Annotated in this window: 12 protein-coding genes and 2 pseudogenes; 9 read left to right on the top strand and 5 right to left on the bottom strand. The window is 60.9% G+C overall.

Annotated elements, in window-relative coordinates; translation table 11 throughout:
• Positions 1–117: 117 nt before the first annotated feature.
• Positions 118–2055 (top strand): methyl-accepting chemotaxis protein McpH, encoded by a 1938-nt coding sequence (gene mcpH, locus D8767_RS27535; protein WP_028699079.1) that lies wholly within the window; start codon positions 118–120, stop codon positions 2053–2055.
• 108 nt (positions 2056–2163) lie between these two features.
• On the opposite strand, the gene D8767_RS27530 is transcribed toward mcpH, so the two are convergent.
• The gene (locus D8767_RS27530) at positions 2164–3204 is read right to left on the bottom strand and encodes a low specificity L-threonine aldolase (protein WP_016714524.1); all 1041 of its coding nucleotides are present in this window, start codon (positions 3202–3204) and stop codon (positions 2164–2166) included.
• 329 nt (positions 3205–3533) lie between these two features.
• On the opposite strand from D8767_RS27530, the gene D8767_RS27525 reads away from it, so the two are divergent.
• The 7 genes from D8767_RS27525 to fdhA all read left to right on the top strand — a co-directional run bounded on the left by D8767_RS27525 (position 3534) and on the right by fdhA (position 12433).
• A complete protein-coding gene (locus tag D8767_RS27525) occupies positions 3534–4787 on the top strand; it encodes a serine hydroxymethyltransferase (protein ID WP_003255681.1) in 1254 nt (417 codons plus the stop codon).
• 15 nt (positions 4788–4802) lie between these two features.
• Positions 4803–6053, top strand: a complete 1251-nt coding sequence (locus D8767_RS27520) for a sarcosine oxidase subunit beta family protein (protein ID WP_003255680.1) — start codon at positions 4803–4805, stop codon at positions 6051–6053.
• A 14-nt stretch (positions 6054–6067) separates the two neighbouring features.
• Entirely contained in the window at positions 6068–6403 is a 336-nt protein-coding gene (locus D8767_RS27515; protein ID WP_012270119.1) for a sarcosine oxidase subunit delta, read from the top strand.
• Positions 6400–9414 carry a sarcosine oxidase subunit alpha gene (locus D8767_RS27510; protein ID WP_063977383.1) on the top strand — a complete coding sequence of 1005 codons (3015 nt, stop codon included), beginning with the start codon at positions 6400–6402 and terminating at the stop codon, positions 9412–9414. The genes D8767_RS27515 and D8767_RS27510 overlap by 4 nt, the downstream gene beginning before the upstream one ends.
• Positions 9415–9484: 70 nt before the next feature.
• A complete protein-coding gene (locus tag D8767_RS27505) occupies positions 9485–10117 on the top strand; it encodes a sarcosine oxidase subunit gamma (protein WP_016484539.1) in 633 nt (210 codons plus the stop codon).
• Between the two features lie 12 nt (positions 10118–10129).
• Entirely contained in the window at positions 10130–10987 is an 858-nt protein-coding gene (purU, locus tag D8767_RS27500) for a formyltetrahydrofolate deformylase (protein ID WP_016714526.1), read from the top strand.
• A 246-nt stretch (positions 10988–11233) separates the two neighbouring features.
• Positions 11234–12433 carry a formaldehyde dehydrogenase, glutathione-independent gene (gene fdhA / locus D8767_RS27495; protein WP_003255673.1) on the top strand — a complete coding sequence of 400 codons (1200 nt, stop codon included), beginning with the start codon at positions 11234–11236 and terminating at the stop codon, positions 12431–12433.
• 155 nt (positions 12434–12588) lie between these two features.
• Here fdhA and D8767_RS27490 read toward each other — a convergent pair whose 3' ends face one another.
• Entirely contained in the window at positions 12589–13464 is an 876-nt protein-coding gene (locus D8767_RS27490; protein WP_080578124.1) for an RHS repeat-associated core domain-containing protein, read from the bottom strand.
• Between the two features lie 298 nt (positions 13465–13762).
• Here D8767_RS27490 and D8767_RS27485 point away from each other — a divergent pair, with 298 nt between their 5' ends.
• A complete protein-coding gene (locus D8767_RS27485) occupies positions 13763–14338 on the top strand; it encodes a DUF2780 domain-containing protein (RefSeq protein WP_016714529.1) in 576 nt (191 codons plus the stop codon).
• A 447-nt stretch (positions 14339–14785) separates the two neighbouring features.
• On the opposite strand, the pseudogene D8767_RS29415 reads toward D8767_RS27485, so the two are convergent.
• The 3 genes and pseudogenes from D8767_RS29415 to D8767_RS27470 all read right to left on the bottom strand — a co-directional run.
• A pseudogene (locus D8767_RS29415) lies at positions 14786–15028 on the bottom strand (RHS repeat-associated core domain-containing protein); the annotation flags it as partial.
• Positions 15029–15067: 39 nt separating this feature from the next.
• A complete protein-coding gene (locus tag D8767_RS27475; protein WP_016714531.1) occupies positions 15068–15727 on the bottom strand; it encodes an RHS repeat-associated core domain-containing protein in 660 nt (219 codons plus the stop codon).
• A 93-nt stretch (positions 15728–15820) separates the two neighbouring features.
• Positions 15821–16801, bottom strand: a pseudogene (locus tag D8767_RS27470) (APC family permease); the annotation flags it as partial.
• Positions 16802–16805 lie beyond the last annotated feature (4 nt).

The following is a 16805-nucleotide window of genomic DNA, read 5'->3' as shown; positions in this document are numbered from 1 at the left end:
TGGGAGCGGGCGCGCCCGCTCCCACAGGATTCGTGTTGTTGTTCTAGATCACTGGATTAACTGGATACGCAAGTGTATACACTTCTCGCAAAACAATAATGTGCGGGGAGTAGGGGCATGCGTATCTGGCGTAAAAGCATCCAGTGGCAATTGATCACCAGCATGGGCGCCGCCCTGCTGGCCAGCATCCTGGTGGTGGTCATCATTTTCACCGTGGCGCTCAACCGCCTCACCGATCGCTACCTGGTCGACACTGCGCTGCCGGCCAGCATCGAAGCCATCCGCAACGACATCGAGCGCATGCTCGGCCAGCCGCTGGTAGCTGCAGCAGACATTGCCGGCAACACCCTGCTGCGCGACTGGCTGGCTGCTGGCGAAGACCCCGCCCAGGCCCCGCAATTCATCGAATACCTGGCCGCCGCCAAGCAGCGCAACAAAGCCTTCACCACGCTGTTTGCCTCGACCGAAACCGGCCATTACTACAACGAGAATGGCCTGGACCGCACCCTTGACCGCAGCAACCCCAAGGACAAATGGTTCTACGGTTACATCGACAGCGGCGCCGAGCGGTTCATCAACATCGACATCGACGGTGCGACCGGCGAGCTGGCGCTGTTCATCGACTACCGCGTAGAAAAGCAAGGCCAATTGGTGGGCGTGGCCGGCATGGGCCTGCGCATGACCGAACTCTCGAAGCTGATTCACGACTTCAGCTTCGGCGAACACGGCAAAGTATTTCTGGTGCGTAACGATGGCTTGATCCAGGTGCATCCGGACGCTGCCTTCAGTGGCAAGCGCCAGCTTGCCGAGCAGCTTGGCACGGACGCAGCCAAGGGCGTCATGACGGGAAGCGAAGGCCTGCGCAGCAGCCGTTTCAGCCGCGACGGCGAACGCTACCTGGCGCTTGGCTTGCCCCTGCGCGACCTCAACTGGACCCTGGTGGCCGAAGTGCCAGAGTCGGAAATCTACGCGCAAATGCACCAGGCTGTCTGGCTGACCAGTCTCATCGGTGGTGCCGTAGCGTTGGTGTCGCTACTGCTGGTGGTGCTGCTGGCGCGTGGTCTGGTGCGACCAATCCGTCGCGTCACTGCGGCATTGGTGCAGATCGGCAGCGGTGCGGGTGATCTCAGCCACCGCCTGGATGATGCGCGCCAGGACGAACTGGGTGACCTGGCCCGTGGCTTCAACCGCTTCCTCGACAGCCAGCGCAGCCTGATCGGCGAGGTGTTGCAGACTTCCGAACGGCTGCATCGGGCGGTTGAGCAGGTGACTCAGGTGGTGGATAACACGGCCGAGCGTTCCGGGCGGCAGCAGGAGATGACCGAAATGGTCGCTACCGCCGTGCATGAGATGGGCCTGACTGTTCAGGACATTGCCCGCAATGCTGGTGATGCGGCGCAGGCCTCGCAGTCGGCACGGGATGAGGCCTTGCAGGCGCGTGAAGTAGTGCGGCGTTCGATTCAGGGGATCGAAGGTATGTCTGGCGACATCGGCAAGGCCGCTGATGCCGTCAGCCAGTTGGCCGATGAAGTCGCCTCGATCGATGAAGTGCTCGCAGTAATCCGTAGCATCTCTGAACAAACCAATTTGCTGGCGTTGAACGCTGCCATCGAGGCCGCACGGGCAGGGGAGATGGGGCGCGGGTTTGCCGTGGTGGCCGATGAGGTGCGTACGTTGGCCAGACGTACACAGCTGTCCACCGACGAAGTGCAGCAGATGATCCAGCGCCTGAAGCAGGGCGCGGGTTCGGCGGTGAGCTCGATGCAGGCGGGGCAGCAGGCGACTGGCAGTGGTGTGGCATCGAGCCAGCGCACCGGGGCGTCGCTGGGTGCAATTACCGACCAGGTGGAGCACATTAGCGACATGAACCATCAAGTGGCTACGGCGACGGAAGAGCAGTCGGCGGTGACTGAAGAGATCAACCGGACAGTGCAGGGGATTTCCGACTTGGCGCGGGAGACGGCGGCGGAGGTGCAAGGGTGTCGCGAGGAGTGCCAGGCGCTGCGTGGCTTGGCCGATGACCTGGCGCGGCAGATGGGTGGGTTCAGGCTCTAGATCGGTGTTGGCTTTTTCGCGGGGCAAGCCCGCTCCCACAAGTACAGCGCCGTCGCTGAGGTTGGCGCTGTACTTGTGGGAGCGGGCTTGCCCCGCGAATGCGGCCTGTCAGTCAGTGATGATGCTACGGATATCCGCCGCCAGCTCCCGCACCCGCTCTTCCTCGGTATCCCACGAGCACATGAACCGCGCCCCGCCGCTACCAATAAAGGTATAGAACCGCCACCCCTTGCCCCGCAGCGCTTCAATCGCGTGCTCCGGCATCTGCAGAAACACCCCGTTGGCCTCCACCGGGAACATCAGCTCCACCCCTGGCAAGTCACTCACCAGCGAGGCCAGCAGTTGCGCGCAATGGTTAGCGTGATTGCCATGGCGCAACCAGGCGCCATCTTCCAATAGGCCCACCCACGGTGCCGACAGGAAGCGCATCTTCGACGCCAGTTGCCCGGCCTGCTTGCAGCGGTAGTCGAAGTCTTCGGCCAGCTGGCGGTTGAAGAACAGGATCGCCTCACCCACGGCCATGCCGTTCTTGGTGCCGCCAAAGCACAGCACATCTACACCGGCCTTCCAGGTCAGCTCGGCCGGACTGCAGCCGAGAAACGCGCAGGCATTGGTAAAGCGCGCGCCATCCATGTGCAGGTTCAGCCCCAGTTCCTTACAGGTCGCGCTGATCGCTTTGAGCTCATCTGGGCGATAAACGGTGCCTACTTCGGTGGCCTGTGTGATGGTGACCACACGCGGTTTTGGGTAGTGGATGTCTTGGCGCTTGAGCGCCACTTCACGGATGGATTCCGGCGTCAGTTTGCCGTTGACGCTGGCCGCCGTCAGCAGCTTGGAACCGTTGGAGAAGAACTCCGGGGCACCGCATTCGTCGGTTTCGACGTGCGCGGTCTCGGAGCAGATGACGCTGTGGTAGCTCTGGCACAGCGAGGCCAGGGCCAGGGAGTTGGCGGCGGTGCCGTTGAAGGCGAAGAACACCTCGCAGTCGGTTTCGAACAGGTTGCGGAAGTATTCCGAGGCGCGCTCGGTCCACTGGTCGTCGCCGTAAGCGCGGTCGTGGCCGTGGTTGGCCTTTTCCATTGCTGCCCAGGCTTCTGGGCAGATGCCGGAATAGTTGTCGCTGGCGAATTGTTGGCTCTTATCTGTCATGACACGGTCCTGTGAACGACGCAGAACAGCACTCTAAACCATCGATTCAGCGGTTGCCTATACAACCCCGACATAAGCTGATTTCAGGGTGTCTGGACCGGCCTCTTCGCGGGACAAGCCCGCTCCCACAATGGCCCGGGTACACAGGGCCATTGTGGGAGCGGGCTTGTCCCGCGAAGAGGCCGGCACGACTAACACAAAAGCCAATGTCGTAAACGCGCCATTGCAAGGCGTGCGCAGGCATCTGACCCGCCCCGACCAGTCATAACATCGCCACAAAGGGCCACAGTGCCCCACGACAAAAAACGATCGCTGCCGGGAGATACACGATGTTCAGCAAGCAAGACCAGATCCAGGGTTACGACGACGCACTGCTGGCGGCGATGAATGCCGAAGAACAGCGCCAGGAAGATCACATCGAGCTGATCGCCTCGGAGAACTACACCAGCAAGCGCGTCATGCAGGCCCAAGGCAGCGGCCTCACCAACAAGTACGCCGAAGGCTACCCGGGCAAGCGCTACTACGGTGGCTGCGAGCACGTGGACAAGGTAGAAGCCCTGGCCATCGAGCGCGCCAAGCAGCTGTTCGGCGCCGACTACGCCAACGTCCAGCCGCACTCCGGTTCGTCGGCCAACGGCGCTGTCTACCTGGCCCTGCTGCAGGCCGGTGACACCATCCTCGGCATGAGCCTGGCCCACGGCGGCCACCTGACCCACGGCGCTAAAGTGTCGTCCTCGGGCAAGCTGTACAACGCTGTTCAGTACGGCATCGACACCAACACCGGCCTGATCGACTACGACGAAGTCGAGCGCCTGGCCGTCGAGCACAAGCCGAAAATGATCGTTGCCGGCTTCTCGGCCTACTCCAAAACCCTCGACTTCCCACGCTTCCGCGCCATCGCCGACAAGGTCGGTGCGCTGCTGTTCGTCGACATGGCCCACGTTGCCGGCCTGGTTGCTGCTGGCCTGTACCCGAACCCGATTCCGTTCGCAGACGTGGTGACTACTACCACCCACAAGACCCTGCGCGGCCCACGTGGCGGCCTGATCCTGGCCAAGTCGAACGAAGAGATCGAGAAAAAGCTGAACGCCGCTGTATTCCCAGGCGCCCAGGGCGGCCCGCTGATGCACGTGATCGCCGCCAAGGCCGTGTGCTTCAAGGAAGCACTGGAGCCAGGCTTCAAGGCCTACCAGCAACAAGTGATCGAAAACGCCCAGGCCATGGCCCAAGTGTTCATCGACCGTGGCTACGACGTGGTATCCGGTGGCACCGACAACCACCTGTTCCTGGTCAGCCTGATTCGCCAGGGCCTGACGGGTAAAGATGCTGACGCCGCCCTCGGCCGCGCGCACATTACCGTCAACAAGAACGCCGTGCCGAACGACCCGCAGTCGCCGTTCGTCACCTCGGGCCTGCGCATCGGTACCCCGGCCGTCACCACCCGTGGATTCAAGGTTGCCCAGTGTGTGGCCCTGGCCGGCTGGATCTGCGACATCCTCGACAACCTCGGTGACGCCGACGTCGAAGCCGATGTGGCGAAGAACGTCGCTGCCCTGTGCGCCGACTTCCCTGTTTACCGCTGAGTGGAGTAAACGACCATGCAACGCTACTCGGGCTTCGGCCTTTTCAAACACTCCCTCAGCCACCACGAAAACTGGCAGCGCATGTGGCGCACGCCCACCCCTAAAAAGGTGTACGACGTGGTTATCGTCGGCGGTGGCGGCCATGGCCTGGCCACGGCTTATTACCTGGCCAAAGAGCACGGCATCACCAACGTCGCCGTTATCGAGAAGGGCTACCTGGGCGGCGGCAACACCGCCCGTAACACCACCATCGTGCGTTCCAACTACCTGTGGGACGAGTCGGCGCACCTGTACGAGCACGCCATGAAGCTGTGGGAAGGCCTGTCTCAGGACCTGAACTACAACGTCATGTTCTCCCAGCGCGGCGTGTACAACCTGTGCCACACCTTGCAGGACATGCGTGACTCCGAGCGCCGCGTCAGCGCCAACCGCCTGAACGGCGTGGATGGCGAGCTGCTGAACACCGCCCAGGTTGCCGCAGAAATCCCGTACCTGGACTGCTCCAAGAACACCCGCTACCCGATCCTGGGTGCCACCGTGCAGCGCCGTGGTGGCGTGGCCCGTCACGACGCCGTGGCCTGGGGCTTCGCCCGTGCTGCCGACGCCCTGGGCGTTGACCTGATCCAGCAAACCGAAGTGATCGGCTTCCGCAAGGAAAACGGCGCGGTCATCGGTGTAGAAACCAACAAAGGCTTCATTGGCGCCAAGCGCGTTGGTGTGGTCACCGCCGGTAACTCCGGGCACATGGCCAAGCTGGCCGGCTTCCGCCTGCCGCTGGAATCGCACCCGCTGCAAGCGCTGGTGTCCGAGCCGATCAAGCCGATCATCGACAGCGTGATCATGTCCAACGCCGTACACGGCTACATCAGCCAGTCCGACAAGGGCGACCTGGTGATCGGTGCCGGTATCGATGGCTGGGTCGGCTACGGCCAGCGCGGTTCGTACCCGGTGATCGAGCACACCCTGCAGGCCATCGTCGAAATGTTCCCCAACCTGTCGCGCGTTCGCATGAACCGCCAGTGGGGCGGCATCGTCGATACCTCGCCAGACGCCTGCCCGATCATCACCAAGACCCCGGTCAAGAACATGTTCTTCAACTGCGGTTGGGGTACTGGCGGCTTCAAGGCGACCCCGGGTTCGGGCAACGTCTTCGCCGCAAGCCTGGCCAAGGGCGAAATGCACCCACTGGCCGCGCCGTTCTCCATGGACCGTTTCTACAACGGCGCACTGATCGACGAACACGGCGCCGCCGCCGTCGCCCACTAACCGGAGACACCGTCATGTTGCATATTTTCTGTCCCCACTGCGGCGAGCTGCGCTCCGAAGAAGAGTTCCACGCCTCTGGCCAGGCGCACATCGCCCGCCCGCTGGACCCTAACGCCTGCTCCGACGAGGAGTGGGGTACCTACATGTTCTACCGTGACAACCCACGCGGGATTCACCATGAACTGTGGGACCACGTTGCCGGCTGCCGCCAGTACTTCAACGTCACCCGCGACACCGTGACCTACGAGATTCTGGAAACCTACAAGATTGGCGAGAAGCCGCAAGTGACCGCCAACGGTAAAGCTGCAAACGCACCGTCGACCGTCAAAGGCCAAGGGGAAAAAGTATGAGCCAGACCTATCGCCTCGCCAGCGGCGGCCGTATCGACCGCAGCAAGGTCCTGAACTTCAGTTTCAACGGCAAGACCTACCAGGGTTATGCCGGTGACAGCCTGGCCGCTGCGTTGCTGGCCAACGGCGTCGACATCGTTGGCCGCAGCTTCAAGTACTCGCGCCCACGCGGCATCATCGCTGCAGGTACCGAAGAGCCGAACGCCATCCTGCAGATCGGCTCCAGCGAAGCCACCCAGATCCCGAACGTGCGTGCCACGCAGCAGGCGCTGTACGCAGGCCTTGTCGCCACCAGCACCAACGGCTGGCCGAACGTCAACAACGACGTCATGGGCATCCTTGGCAAGGTGGGCGGCAGCATGATGCCGCCGGGCTTCTACTACAAAACTTTCATGTACCCGAAATCGTTCTGGATGACGTACGAGAAGTACATCCGCAAGGCAGCCGGCCTGGGCCGTGCGCCGCTGCAGAACGACCCGGACAGCTACGACTACATGAACCAGCACTGCGACGTGCTGATCGTCGGTGCCGGCCCTGCTGGCCTGGCCGCTGCACTGGCCGCTGCGCGCAGCGGTGCCCGCGTGATCCTGGCTGACGAGCAGGAAGAGTTCGGCGGCAGCCTGCTCGACACCCGCGAAACCCTCGACGGCAAGCCTGCTGCCGACTGGGTCAACGCCGTGGTCAAAGAGCTGGAAGGCCTGCCGGAAGTGACCCTGCTGCCACGTGCCACGGTCAACGGCTACCACGACCATAACTTCCTGACCATTCACGAGCGCCTCACCGACCACCTCGGCGACCGCGCCCCGATCGGCCAGGTTCGCCACCGTGTGCACCGTGTACGCGCCAAACGCGTGGTACTGGCTGCCGGCGCCCACGAGCGCCCGCTGGTGTACGGCAACAACGACGTGCCGGGCAACATGCTGGCCGGCGCCGTTTCTACCTATGTTCGCCGCTACGGCGTGGCCCCAGGCCGCAAGCTGGTGCTGTCGACCAACAACGATCACGCCTACCGCGCCGCGCTGGACTGGCACGACGCTGGCCTGCAAGTGGTCGCCATTGCCGACGCCCGCCACAACCCACGTGGCTCGCTGGTTGAAGAAGCGCGTGCCAAGGGCATTCGCATCCTCACTTCCAGTGCCGTGGTCGAGGCCAAAGGCAGCAAGCACGTTACTGGCGCCCGCGTGGCCGCCATCGATGTGCAGGCGCACAAAGTCACCAGCCCAGGCGAAACCCTCGAGTGCGACCTGATCGCGTCCTCGGGCGGCTACAGCCCGATCGTTCACCTGGCCTCGCACCTGGGCGGTCGCCCGGTATGGCGTGACGACATCCTCGGCTTCGTGCCGGGCGATGCGCCGCAAAAACGCGAATGCGTGGGTGGTATCAATGGTGTCTACGCCCTTGGCGACGTGATTGCCGATGGCTTCGAAGGCGGCGTGCGCGCAGCCACCGAGGCAGGCTTCAAAGCCACAGTCGGCACCCTGCCAAAAACCGTTGCACGCAAGGAAGAGGCCACCGTGGCGCTGTTCCTGGTGCCGCACGAAAAAGGCACCAAGGGGCCGAAGCAGTTCGTCGACCAACAGAACGACGTGACCGCCGCCGGTATCGAACTGGCCACCCGTGAAGGCTTCGAGTCGGTCGAGCACGTAAAACGCTACACTGCACTGGGCTTCGGTACCGACCAGGGCAAACTGGGCAACATCAACGGCCTGGCCATCGCCGCCCGTTCGATCGGCATCACCATCCCGGAAATGGGCACCACCATGTTCCGCCCCAACTACACGCCGGTGACGTTCGGCGCCGTAGCGGGCCGTCACTGTGGTCACCTGTTCGAGCCGGTGCGCTTCACCGCCCTGCATGCCTGGCACGTGAAGAACGGCGCCGAGTTCGAAGACGTCGGCCAGTGGAAGCGCCCGTGGTACTTCCCGAAAGCCGGTGAAGACATCCATGCCGCCGTGGCCCGTGAATGCAAGGCCGTGCGCGACAGCGTGGGCCTGCTGGACGCCTCCACCCTGGGCAAGATCGATATCCAGGGCCCGGATGCGCGCGAGTTCCTCAACCGCATCTACACCAACGCCTGGACCAAGCTCGACGTGGGCAAGGCCCGCTACGGCCTGATGTGCAAGGAAGACGGCATGGTCTTCGACGACGGCGTAACCGCCTGCGTTGGCGACAACCACTTCATCATGACCACCACCACCGGCGGCGCCGCCCGCGTGCTGCAGTGGATGGAGCTGTACCACCAGACCGAATGGCCAGAGCTGAAGGTGTACTTCACTTCGGTCACCGACCACTGGGCCACCATGACCCTGTCCGGCCCCAACAGCCGCAAGCTGCTGAGCGAGCTGACCGACATCGACATGGACAAGGAAGCCTTCCCGTTCATGACCTGGAAGGAAGGCAACGTGGGCGGCGTGCCAGCCCGTGTGTTCCGTATCTCGTTCACCGGTGAGCTGTCGTACGAAGTGAACGTGCAGGCCAACTACGCCATGGGCGTGCTGGAACAGATCATCGAGGCCGGCAAGAAGTACAACCTGACCCCGTACGGCACCGAGACCATGCACGTACTGCGTGCCGAGAAGGGCTTCATCATCGTGGGCCAGGACACCGACGGCTCGATGACCCCGGACGACCTGAACATGAGTTGGTGCGTGGGCCGCAACAAGCCGTTCTCGTGGATCGGCCTGCGTGGCATGAACCGTGAAGACTGCGTGCGCGAGAACCGCAAGCAACTGGTAGGCCTGAAGCCGGTCGACCCGACCAAATGGCTGCCGGAAGGCGCCCAGCTGGTATTCGACCCGAAACAGCCGATCCCGATGGACATGGTTGGCCACGTGACCTCCAGCTACGCGTCCAACTCCCTGGGCTACTCGTTCGCCATGGGCGTGGTCAAAGGCGGCCTCAAGCGCATGGGCGAGCGCGTGTACTCGCCGCAGGCGGATGGCAGCGTGATCGAGGCGGAGATCGTGTCTTCGGTGTTCTTCGATCCGAAGGGTGAGCGGCAGAACGTCTAAAGGCCCCCGGATAGCGGCGCAGCCCGGTGCTGCGCTGCCCTGACGAACAAGAATTCAAGGCAGGTAAGAAATGAGCGCTATCAACGTCTTCCAGCAAAACCCCGGCGCCGAGGCCAAGGCCCAGTCGCCACTGCACCACGCCGACCTGGCCAGCCTGGTTGGCAAAGGCCGCAAGAACGCAGGCGTGACCCTGCGTGAACGCAAGTTCCTTGGCCACCTCACCCTTCGCGGCGATGGCCACAACCCGGAATTCGCCGCAGGCGTGCACAAGGCCCTGGGCCTGGAGCTGCCGGTGGCCCTGACCGTGGTCGCCAACAACGACATGTCGCTGCAATGGGTTGGCCCGGATGAATGGCTGCTGATCGTACCCGGTGGCCAGGAACTGGCTGTCGAGCAAAAGCTGCGTGCAGCCCTTGAAGGCCAGCACATCCAGGTGGTCAACGTGAGCGGCGGGCAAAGCCTGCTGGAACTGCGCGGCCCGAATGTGCGTGAAGTGCTGATGAAGTCCACCAGCTATGATGTTCACCCGAACAACTTCCCGGTGGGCAAGGCAGTGGGTACCGTGTTCGCCAAGTCGCAACTGGTGATTCGCCGCACTGCGGAAGACACCTGGGAACTGGTGATTCGCCGCAGTTTCGCTGACTACTGGTGGCTGTGGCTGCAGGACGCTTCGGCCGAGTACGGCCTGAGCATCGAAGCCTAAGGAGCGCAGAACATGAGTCGGGCACCGGATACATGGATTCTCACCGCCGACTGCCCGAGCATGCTCGGCACCGTCGACGTGGTGACGCGTTACCTCTTCGAGCAGCGCTGCTACGTGACGGAGCACCACTCCTTCGATGACCGGCAGTCGGGGCGCTTCTTCATTCGCGTCGAATTCCGCCAGCCGGATGATTTCGACGAGGCGGGCTTCCGGGCCGGCCTTGCCGAGCGCAGCGAAGCGTTCGGCATGGCCTTCGAGCTGACCGCACCCAATCACCGCCCCAAGGTGGTGATCATGGTGTCCAAGGCCGACCACTGCCTGAATGATCTGCTGTACCGCCAGCGCATCGGGCAGCTGGGCATGGACGTGGTGGCGGTGGTGTCCAACCACCCTGACCTGGAACCGTTGGCCCAGTGGCACAAGATTCCTTACTACCACTTCGCGCTCGACCCCAAGGACAAGCCTGGGCAGGAGCGCAAGGTGCTGCAGGTGATCGAGGAAACCGGCGCAGAGCTGGTTATCCTCGCTCGCTACATGCAGGTGCTATCGCCCGAGCTGTGCCGGCGCCTGGATGGCTGGGCGATCAACATTCACCACTCGTTGTTGCCGGGGTTCAAAGGCGCCAAGCCTTATCACCAGGCGTACAACAAGGGCGTGAAGATGGTCGGCGCGACTGCGCATTACATCAACAACGACCTGGACGAAGGGCCGATCATTGCCCAGGGCGTTGAAGTGGTGGACCACAGCCATTACCCGGAAGACCTGATTGCCAAAGGGCGCGACATCGAGTGCCTGACCCTGGCGCGGGCTGTGGGTTATCACATCGAGCGGCGGGTGTTCCTCAACGCCAACCGGACGGTCGTTCTCTAGCGCCTGTACCGGCCTCTTCGCGGGGCGAGCCCCGCGAAGAGGCCGGTGCAGGTCAACACGCCTGCCTCATCCTCCATACCCTCCAGCGACACCCTTGCCGCTAAAAGGCATCTCCCTGTCGCTCCCAGTCAGTGCATCCCGGCCCATCAGGCCCACAATTCCCCTCACTCCAGAAACACATGCCGCCCATGGATGGCGGCGCGTTCAACCACCGCTGCATAAATACAAATCAAGCGAGGTAAGAGCATGTCTGGCAATCGTGGAGTGGTATATCTCGGCGCCGGCAAGGTCGAGGTGCAGAAGATCGACTACCCGAAAATGCAGGACCCGCGCGGCAAGAAGATCGAACACGGCGTGATCCTGAAGGTGGTCTCCACCAACATCTGCGGCTCCGACCAGCACATGGTCCGCGGCCGCACCACTGCCCAGGTCGGCCTGGTCCTGGGCCACGAAATCACCGGTGAAATCGTCGAAAAAGGCCGCGATGTCGAGCGCATGCAGATCGGCGACCTGGTCTCGGTACCCTTCAACGTTGCCTGTGGCCGTTGCCGCTCCTGCAAAGAGATGCACACCGGCGTCTGCCTCACCGTTAACCCGGCCCGCGCCGGCGGTGCCTACGGCTACGTCGACATGGGCGACTGGACCGGTGGCCAGGCCGAGTACGTGCTGGTGCCGTACGCCGACTTCAACCTGCTGAAACTGCCCGAGCGCGACAAGGCCATGGAAAAGATCCGTGACCTGACCTGCCTGTCCGACATCCTGCCTACTGGCTACCACGGCGCCGTCACTGCTGGCGTAGGCCCAGGTAGCACCGTTTACGTAGCGGGCGCTGGCCCGGTTGGCTTGGCCGCTGCTGCCTCGGCCCGCCTGCTTGGCGCTGCCTGCGTGATCGTTGGCGACCTCAACCCGGCCCGCCTGGCCCACGCCAAGTCGCAAGGCTTCGAAGTGGTCGACCTGTCCAAGGACACCCCGCTGCACGAGCAGATCGTCGACATTCTCGGCGAGCCGGAAGTGGACTGCGCCGTTGACGCCGTTGGCTTCGAGGCCCGTGGCCATGGCCACGAGGGCGCCAAGCACGAAGCCCCTGCTACCGTGCTGAACTCGCTGATGCAGGTTACCCGCGTTGCCGGCAACATCGGTATCCCGGGCCTGTACGTGACCGAAGACCCGGGCGCGGTAGATGCCGCCGCCAAGATCGGCGCACTGAGCATCCGCTTCGGCCTCGGCTGGGCGAAGTCGCACAGCTTCCACACCGGCCAGACCCCGACCATGAAGTACAACCGCCAGCTGATGCAGGCGATCATGTGGGACCGGATTAACATTGCCGAGGTAGTGGGGGTGCAGGTGATCAATCTGGATCAGGCGCCGGAAGGGTATGGCGAGTTTGATGCGGGTGTGCCGAAGAAATTTGTGATCGATCCGCACAAGATGTGGGGGGCGGCGTAATCATCATTAAGTAAGAAGAGCCCCTCCAGTCGAGGGGCTTTTCATTTAGGTGCGGTTCTGCCCCGGTTGCATGCCTTAGCCTCGCTTGAGCTGGGTATGAAGACAAGTCGCAAGAGTTCGTGCGGCTGTTGGGGCGTTGCCGCACGTCGCTGTTTCTAGCTTTCCGCGACTCTGATCCGTGCGAGTGAGGTATTGATCTGATCAATGTTCCCTTGGGCATTTTCTTCCAGTTTTTTGTGGTGGTGGTATTGCGCTTTATATTCGTTCTCGGTTTTTATGTGTGCTTTTTTTGTACTAGGCTTTTGGAAAAATTTTTTCGTCTTCTTATTTTCCTTGAAGGCGGCCTGGAGATACAATGATTTTTCATTTTTGTGGAATTCAAGTATTTTTTCTTGCGCGAGGAGATCTTCGAGGAGGAAAGCTTTAGCAGTAGAAAGTTCGCTGGGATGCTCGGAGAGTACCTTTGCATAGCTGGGGAGCGAGGTGACATGGTCATAATGACCCGGTTGGCCTACCTGCGTGTTTTTAGTTGGCTCGGGAAAAATTTTTTTTAAAGCCTTGAAAAGAAGGGCTGCTCTAGAACGTCCTGATGGGTCGTGGAAGTTTGTCGGGTCTCCCGAGCAATAGGCGTAAGCGTTAAGTCCACCAGCGCCGAAAGGGCTGATTTCATCGGGAGAGCAAAAGCGCATAGTTGCTGGTTTGAATAACCTATGGCCGTTACCGAGTATGTAACCTTCTAAGAAGTTATCGAATGGTTTCCCGTTAAAACCTATCGTTGTGAATGCGGTGTGAAAATAGGATTCGTGTCCGTAAGGAGAGTAGGCATGTGTTTCTTGTTTTTCGGCGCTTGTTCTAATCAGTGTGGAGTTGCTTTGATCGCCTGCTGTAAGTGCTTGTCCATGGGTGGTGCTTCGCTCGGAAAGCAACGTGGTCGTGTGGCGAAAAATTGTTAGGCTTTCCTTATTGGTTATGATGGTGCTAAGTTCGCCATTTTGATAGAGAAACTTTCTAGTGCTGGCTCTGATAAGCATACGAATACTTCCAGTTGTGTAGTGCGTGGCCAATTAATTGGCAGCGCTTCTTTATGGATGACGTGAGCGTCTCAAGCATGACTGCCGAAGAATCGACTAGCAACTGGTAAAAATACTAGGTATTTGAAATGTTCCAATTGGTATATGTGATTTCTTGAGTACTTCCACCGCAACCTGCCGTCTCGCAGCGCTTATCGATTACGGGGACATGCGCTTGTGATCGGCTCGGAACAAAGGTTGGTTTTTTTAGTCAAATTTCTCGTTTCCGCAGCCATCCCGGCTCACGAGGTCCCTCCCGATGAAAGCACTCACCCTGGCAACCCTGATGACCCTGGCTGCAAGCCCGGTGTTCGCCTTCAATCTCAGCGATGCGGCCAACGCCGTGTCGGCCATGCAGAACCAGCAACAGCAAGGCCAGGTGCAGGCGCCCGAGGCACAGGCCAACCTGCTCAACACCCTGGGTAGCGAATTGAAGATCACCCCCGAACAAGCCGTTGGCGGAGCAGGGGCGATGTTGGGCTTGGCGCGCAATAACCTGAGCAGCGATGACTATGGGCAGCTGACCAAGGCGGTACCGGGGCTGGACCTGCTGGCCGGGGCCAATGCGCTGGGTGGCTTGAGTGGATTGGGCGATTTGCTGGGCAAGAACAGCGAAAGCCAGTCGGCGCTGAGCAATGCCCTGGGCAACAACGTCGAGAATCGCAACGACCTGGACACTGCGTTCAAGGCGCTGGGGATGGACACCGGGATGATCGGCCAGTTTGCCCCTCTGATTCTGCAGTACCTGGGCCAGCAGGGCATCGCCGGGTCGTTGCTGCAGAACCTGGGGAGCCTGTGGACCACGCCGGCGCCAGTGAATACGCCATCGGTTTGATTGGGCTGGACATGGGGTTGGTCAGGAGTGGAACCACCTGACCATCGCCACGTTCAATTGATCTTGCTGTTTTAGCACTTCACTACGGATGCTGGCGAGATTCGCAAGGTAATTGGCACGCATTTTCGGTTCATGCACGTATGTCAGAAACGCTGGAGCATCTGCAAGGGACCGCTTCGCCCCCGCCAGTTCTTTGGCCAGAGTTACGACCTCACTCAATGGCACGCTTGGATTTCTCCGGTCTTCAAACGGCATTCGACCACCGTTTGCCAGTGGGTTTCTATTGGCGCGTGGCTGCTGAATTTGCGGTGGAGGAGTGAGCGGATCGCTGCGTCCGGTCTGCAAGCCCTGCCTGTTGAGGGAGCGATTGAGATGCTGGGCCGTTTGGGGGGGAGGAACATCGGGCGTCAGTATGGCGGCGTGGCGGCGTAATCGATTGACAACAGCATGCCCATCTGGATCTACATTGTTAATGGAGTCTCCTGCGCAATAGCCATAGGCATTCAGCCCCCCCTTGCCGAACGGGCTCCAGCTGTCAGGCGCAAGGAATCGCATGATTATCGGGTTGTACGGACGATAGCCATTGCCAAGCAGGTACGCTCCAGAGTGCCTTTCTAGCAGTTCGCCATTGAAGCCGAGCAGTTGCTGATTTGAAAGGCTATAGTGAAAATGCCCATAAGGTGTATAAGCGCGAAGCGACGCACTACTCATCAGATATTCCTCATGCCATTAGACTCGATAGCTTCTGAGTGTGGAGTTAAGGTTTTTCAACCGATCTTGCGCGTCGTCAAGCCATGTGGCGAGTGCCTCCAGCGAAGTCTGGTATCTTTCCTCACTGATGCCAAAACTTTTCGCGAGGTCAGGCGTCGACGGCTCCATGAGAAAATTGAAGTCTTCTGTTTTTCGTTTTACGCGCTGAGTGAACTTGTAAATGTAAACTTGCAATGACTGTTTTTCTTCAATAAGCCTGGCTCTCTGTACGTCGTGTTCGCCCGTATAGATACGGCCAGTTATCTTTCTGTTAAATGTCACTTTCTTTTTTGGCGCTCGTATCAAAGGGGTCGTTGAGGATTGGGCCGACTGGCTATGTTCAACCCAGAACTTCCGTAGCTGAGCAAATGTTCGCGCATGACCTGTGTCATCCCGGAAATTGATCGGATCACAGTTGCAGTATGCGTAAGTGTTATATCCGCCCTGCCCAAAGGGGCTGAGGTTATCGGGCTTATGGAAGCGCATCAGGGTTGGACTGTAGCTACGGTAACCTTGTCCTAATGGGTAGATGCTGGTGAGGGGGTCGTTCTTTTCGCCATTGAAGCCAAGCAGGGTGGCCAACCAAGCTTGACTGTCGATGTATCCGTATGGGGTGTAGGCCAGGGCGGCTGTTCTCAATGGCGGGTACCTCGCAAAAGACGGTGTTACGTAAGTCTTTGTCTTCGCGAGGCCACGCACAACTGGCAGAATTGTCAGTACTTGCGGCGGACCTCAGCCCGCCTCGGAGAAGTCCGTCAGTAGAACCGGACGACGGAAGCCGGCAGTCAGAACGGCAAGATACGCCAGCCCCAGCGCAAACCAGCACAACCCAATCACCAACGTCAGCGCCGACAGGCTGGTCCACAGCCACAGTGTCAGCCCCAACCCCACCAGCGGCACCACGCCATAACTCAACAACCCCTTGGCATTACGCTGGCTGGCATCGTCCATCAGGTGGGTCTTCACCACTGCCAGGTTCACCGCCGAGAACGCCACCAGCGCGCCGAAACTGATCAGCGAAGCGAGGGTGGACAGGTCGATCACCAGCGCCAGCAGCGAGAACGCCGACACCAGCAGAATGGCGAACACCGGCGTGCCGAAGCGTGGGGACAGGTAATCGAACGTGCGCTGCGGCAGCACCTTGTCACGGCCCATGGTGAACAGGATGCGTGACACCGCCGCCTGCGAGGCCAGTGCTGAACCCAGGCTGCCGGCGACGAAGGCGGCGGTGAAGAAGTTGGCCAGGAATTGCCCACCCGCGCTGAACATCACTTCATTGGCCGCCGCATCGGCGTTTGCAAACGTGCTGCCTGGCAGCACCAGTTGGCTGACGTAGGCCAGCGCGGTGAACAGTACGCCGGCGAAGAGCGTGGTAAGGATGATCGCCCGTGGCACATCGTGGCGTGCATCGCGGCATTCTTCGGCCAGGGTCGAGACGGCATCGAAGCCTAGAAACGACAGGCACAGTACTGCAGCACCGGCCATCAGCGGGCCGAAGCCAGGTTGTGTGCCGTCACCCATCAGCGGCGAGAGCAGGTCTACCGGTTGCCCGGCCAGGGTCTGGCAGGACAAGGCCACGAACACCCCGATGAACACGATCTGCGCGCCAACGATCAGGTTGCTGGCCTTGGCGACAGAGTGGATGCCGATCACGTTCAGCACGGTAACCAGCGCGATCGAGGCGAGGATGATGGTCCAGGCCGGGATGGCCGGAACA

Origin of the sequence: Pseudomonas sp. LTGT-11-2Z (assembly GCF_003691445.1) — a bacterium.
Lineage (GTDB): Bacteria > Pseudomonadota > Gammaproteobacteria > Pseudomonadales > Pseudomonadaceae > Aquipseudomonas > Aquipseudomonas monteilii.
This window is presented reverse-complemented; position numbering and strand designations above follow the sequence as displayed.

Bases quoted from the DNA above. Each gene is read 5' to 3' on its own strand.
- fdhA (WP_003255673.1), top strand. From the start codon at position 11,234: ATGTCTGGCAATCGTGGAGTGGTATATCTCGGCGCCGGCAAGGTCGAG.
- mcpH (WP_028699079.1), top strand. From the start codon at position 118: ATGCGTATCTGGCGTAAAAGCATCCAGTGGCAATTGATCACCAGCATG.
- D8767_RS27510 (WP_063977383.1), top strand. From the start codon at position 6,400: ATGAGCCAGACCTATCGCCTCGCCAGCGGCGGCCGTATCGACCGCAGC.
- D8767_RS27525 (WP_003255681.1), top strand. From the start codon at position 3,534: ATGTTCAGCAAGCAAGACCAGATCCAGGGTTACGACGACGCACTGCTG.
- purU (WP_016714526.1), top strand. From the start codon at position 10,130: ATGAGTCGGGCACCGGATACATGGATTCTCACCGCCGACTGCCCGAGC.
- D8767_RS27520 (WP_003255680.1), top strand. From the start codon at position 4,803: ATGCAACGCTACTCGGGCTTCGGCCTTTTCAAACACTCCCTCAGCCAC.
- D8767_RS27530 (WP_016714524.1), bottom strand. From the start codon at position 3,204: ATGACAGATAAGAGCCAACAATTCGCCAGCGACAACTATTCCGGCATC.
- D8767_RS27505 (WP_016484539.1), top strand. From the start codon at position 9,485: ATGAGCGCTATCAACGTCTTCCAGCAAAACCCCGGCGCCGAGGCCAAG.
- D8767_RS27515 (WP_012270119.1), top strand. From the start codon at position 6,068: ATGTTGCATATTTTCTGTCCCCACTGCGGCGAGCTGCGCTCCGAAGAA.
- D8767_RS27490 (WP_080578124.1), bottom strand. From the start codon at position 13,464: ATGCTTATCAGAGCCAGCACTAGAAAGTTTCTCTATCAAAATGGCGAA.
- D8767_RS27485 (WP_016714529.1), top strand. From the start codon at position 13,763: ATGAAAGCACTCACCCTGGCAACCCTGATGACCCTGGCTGCAAGCCCG.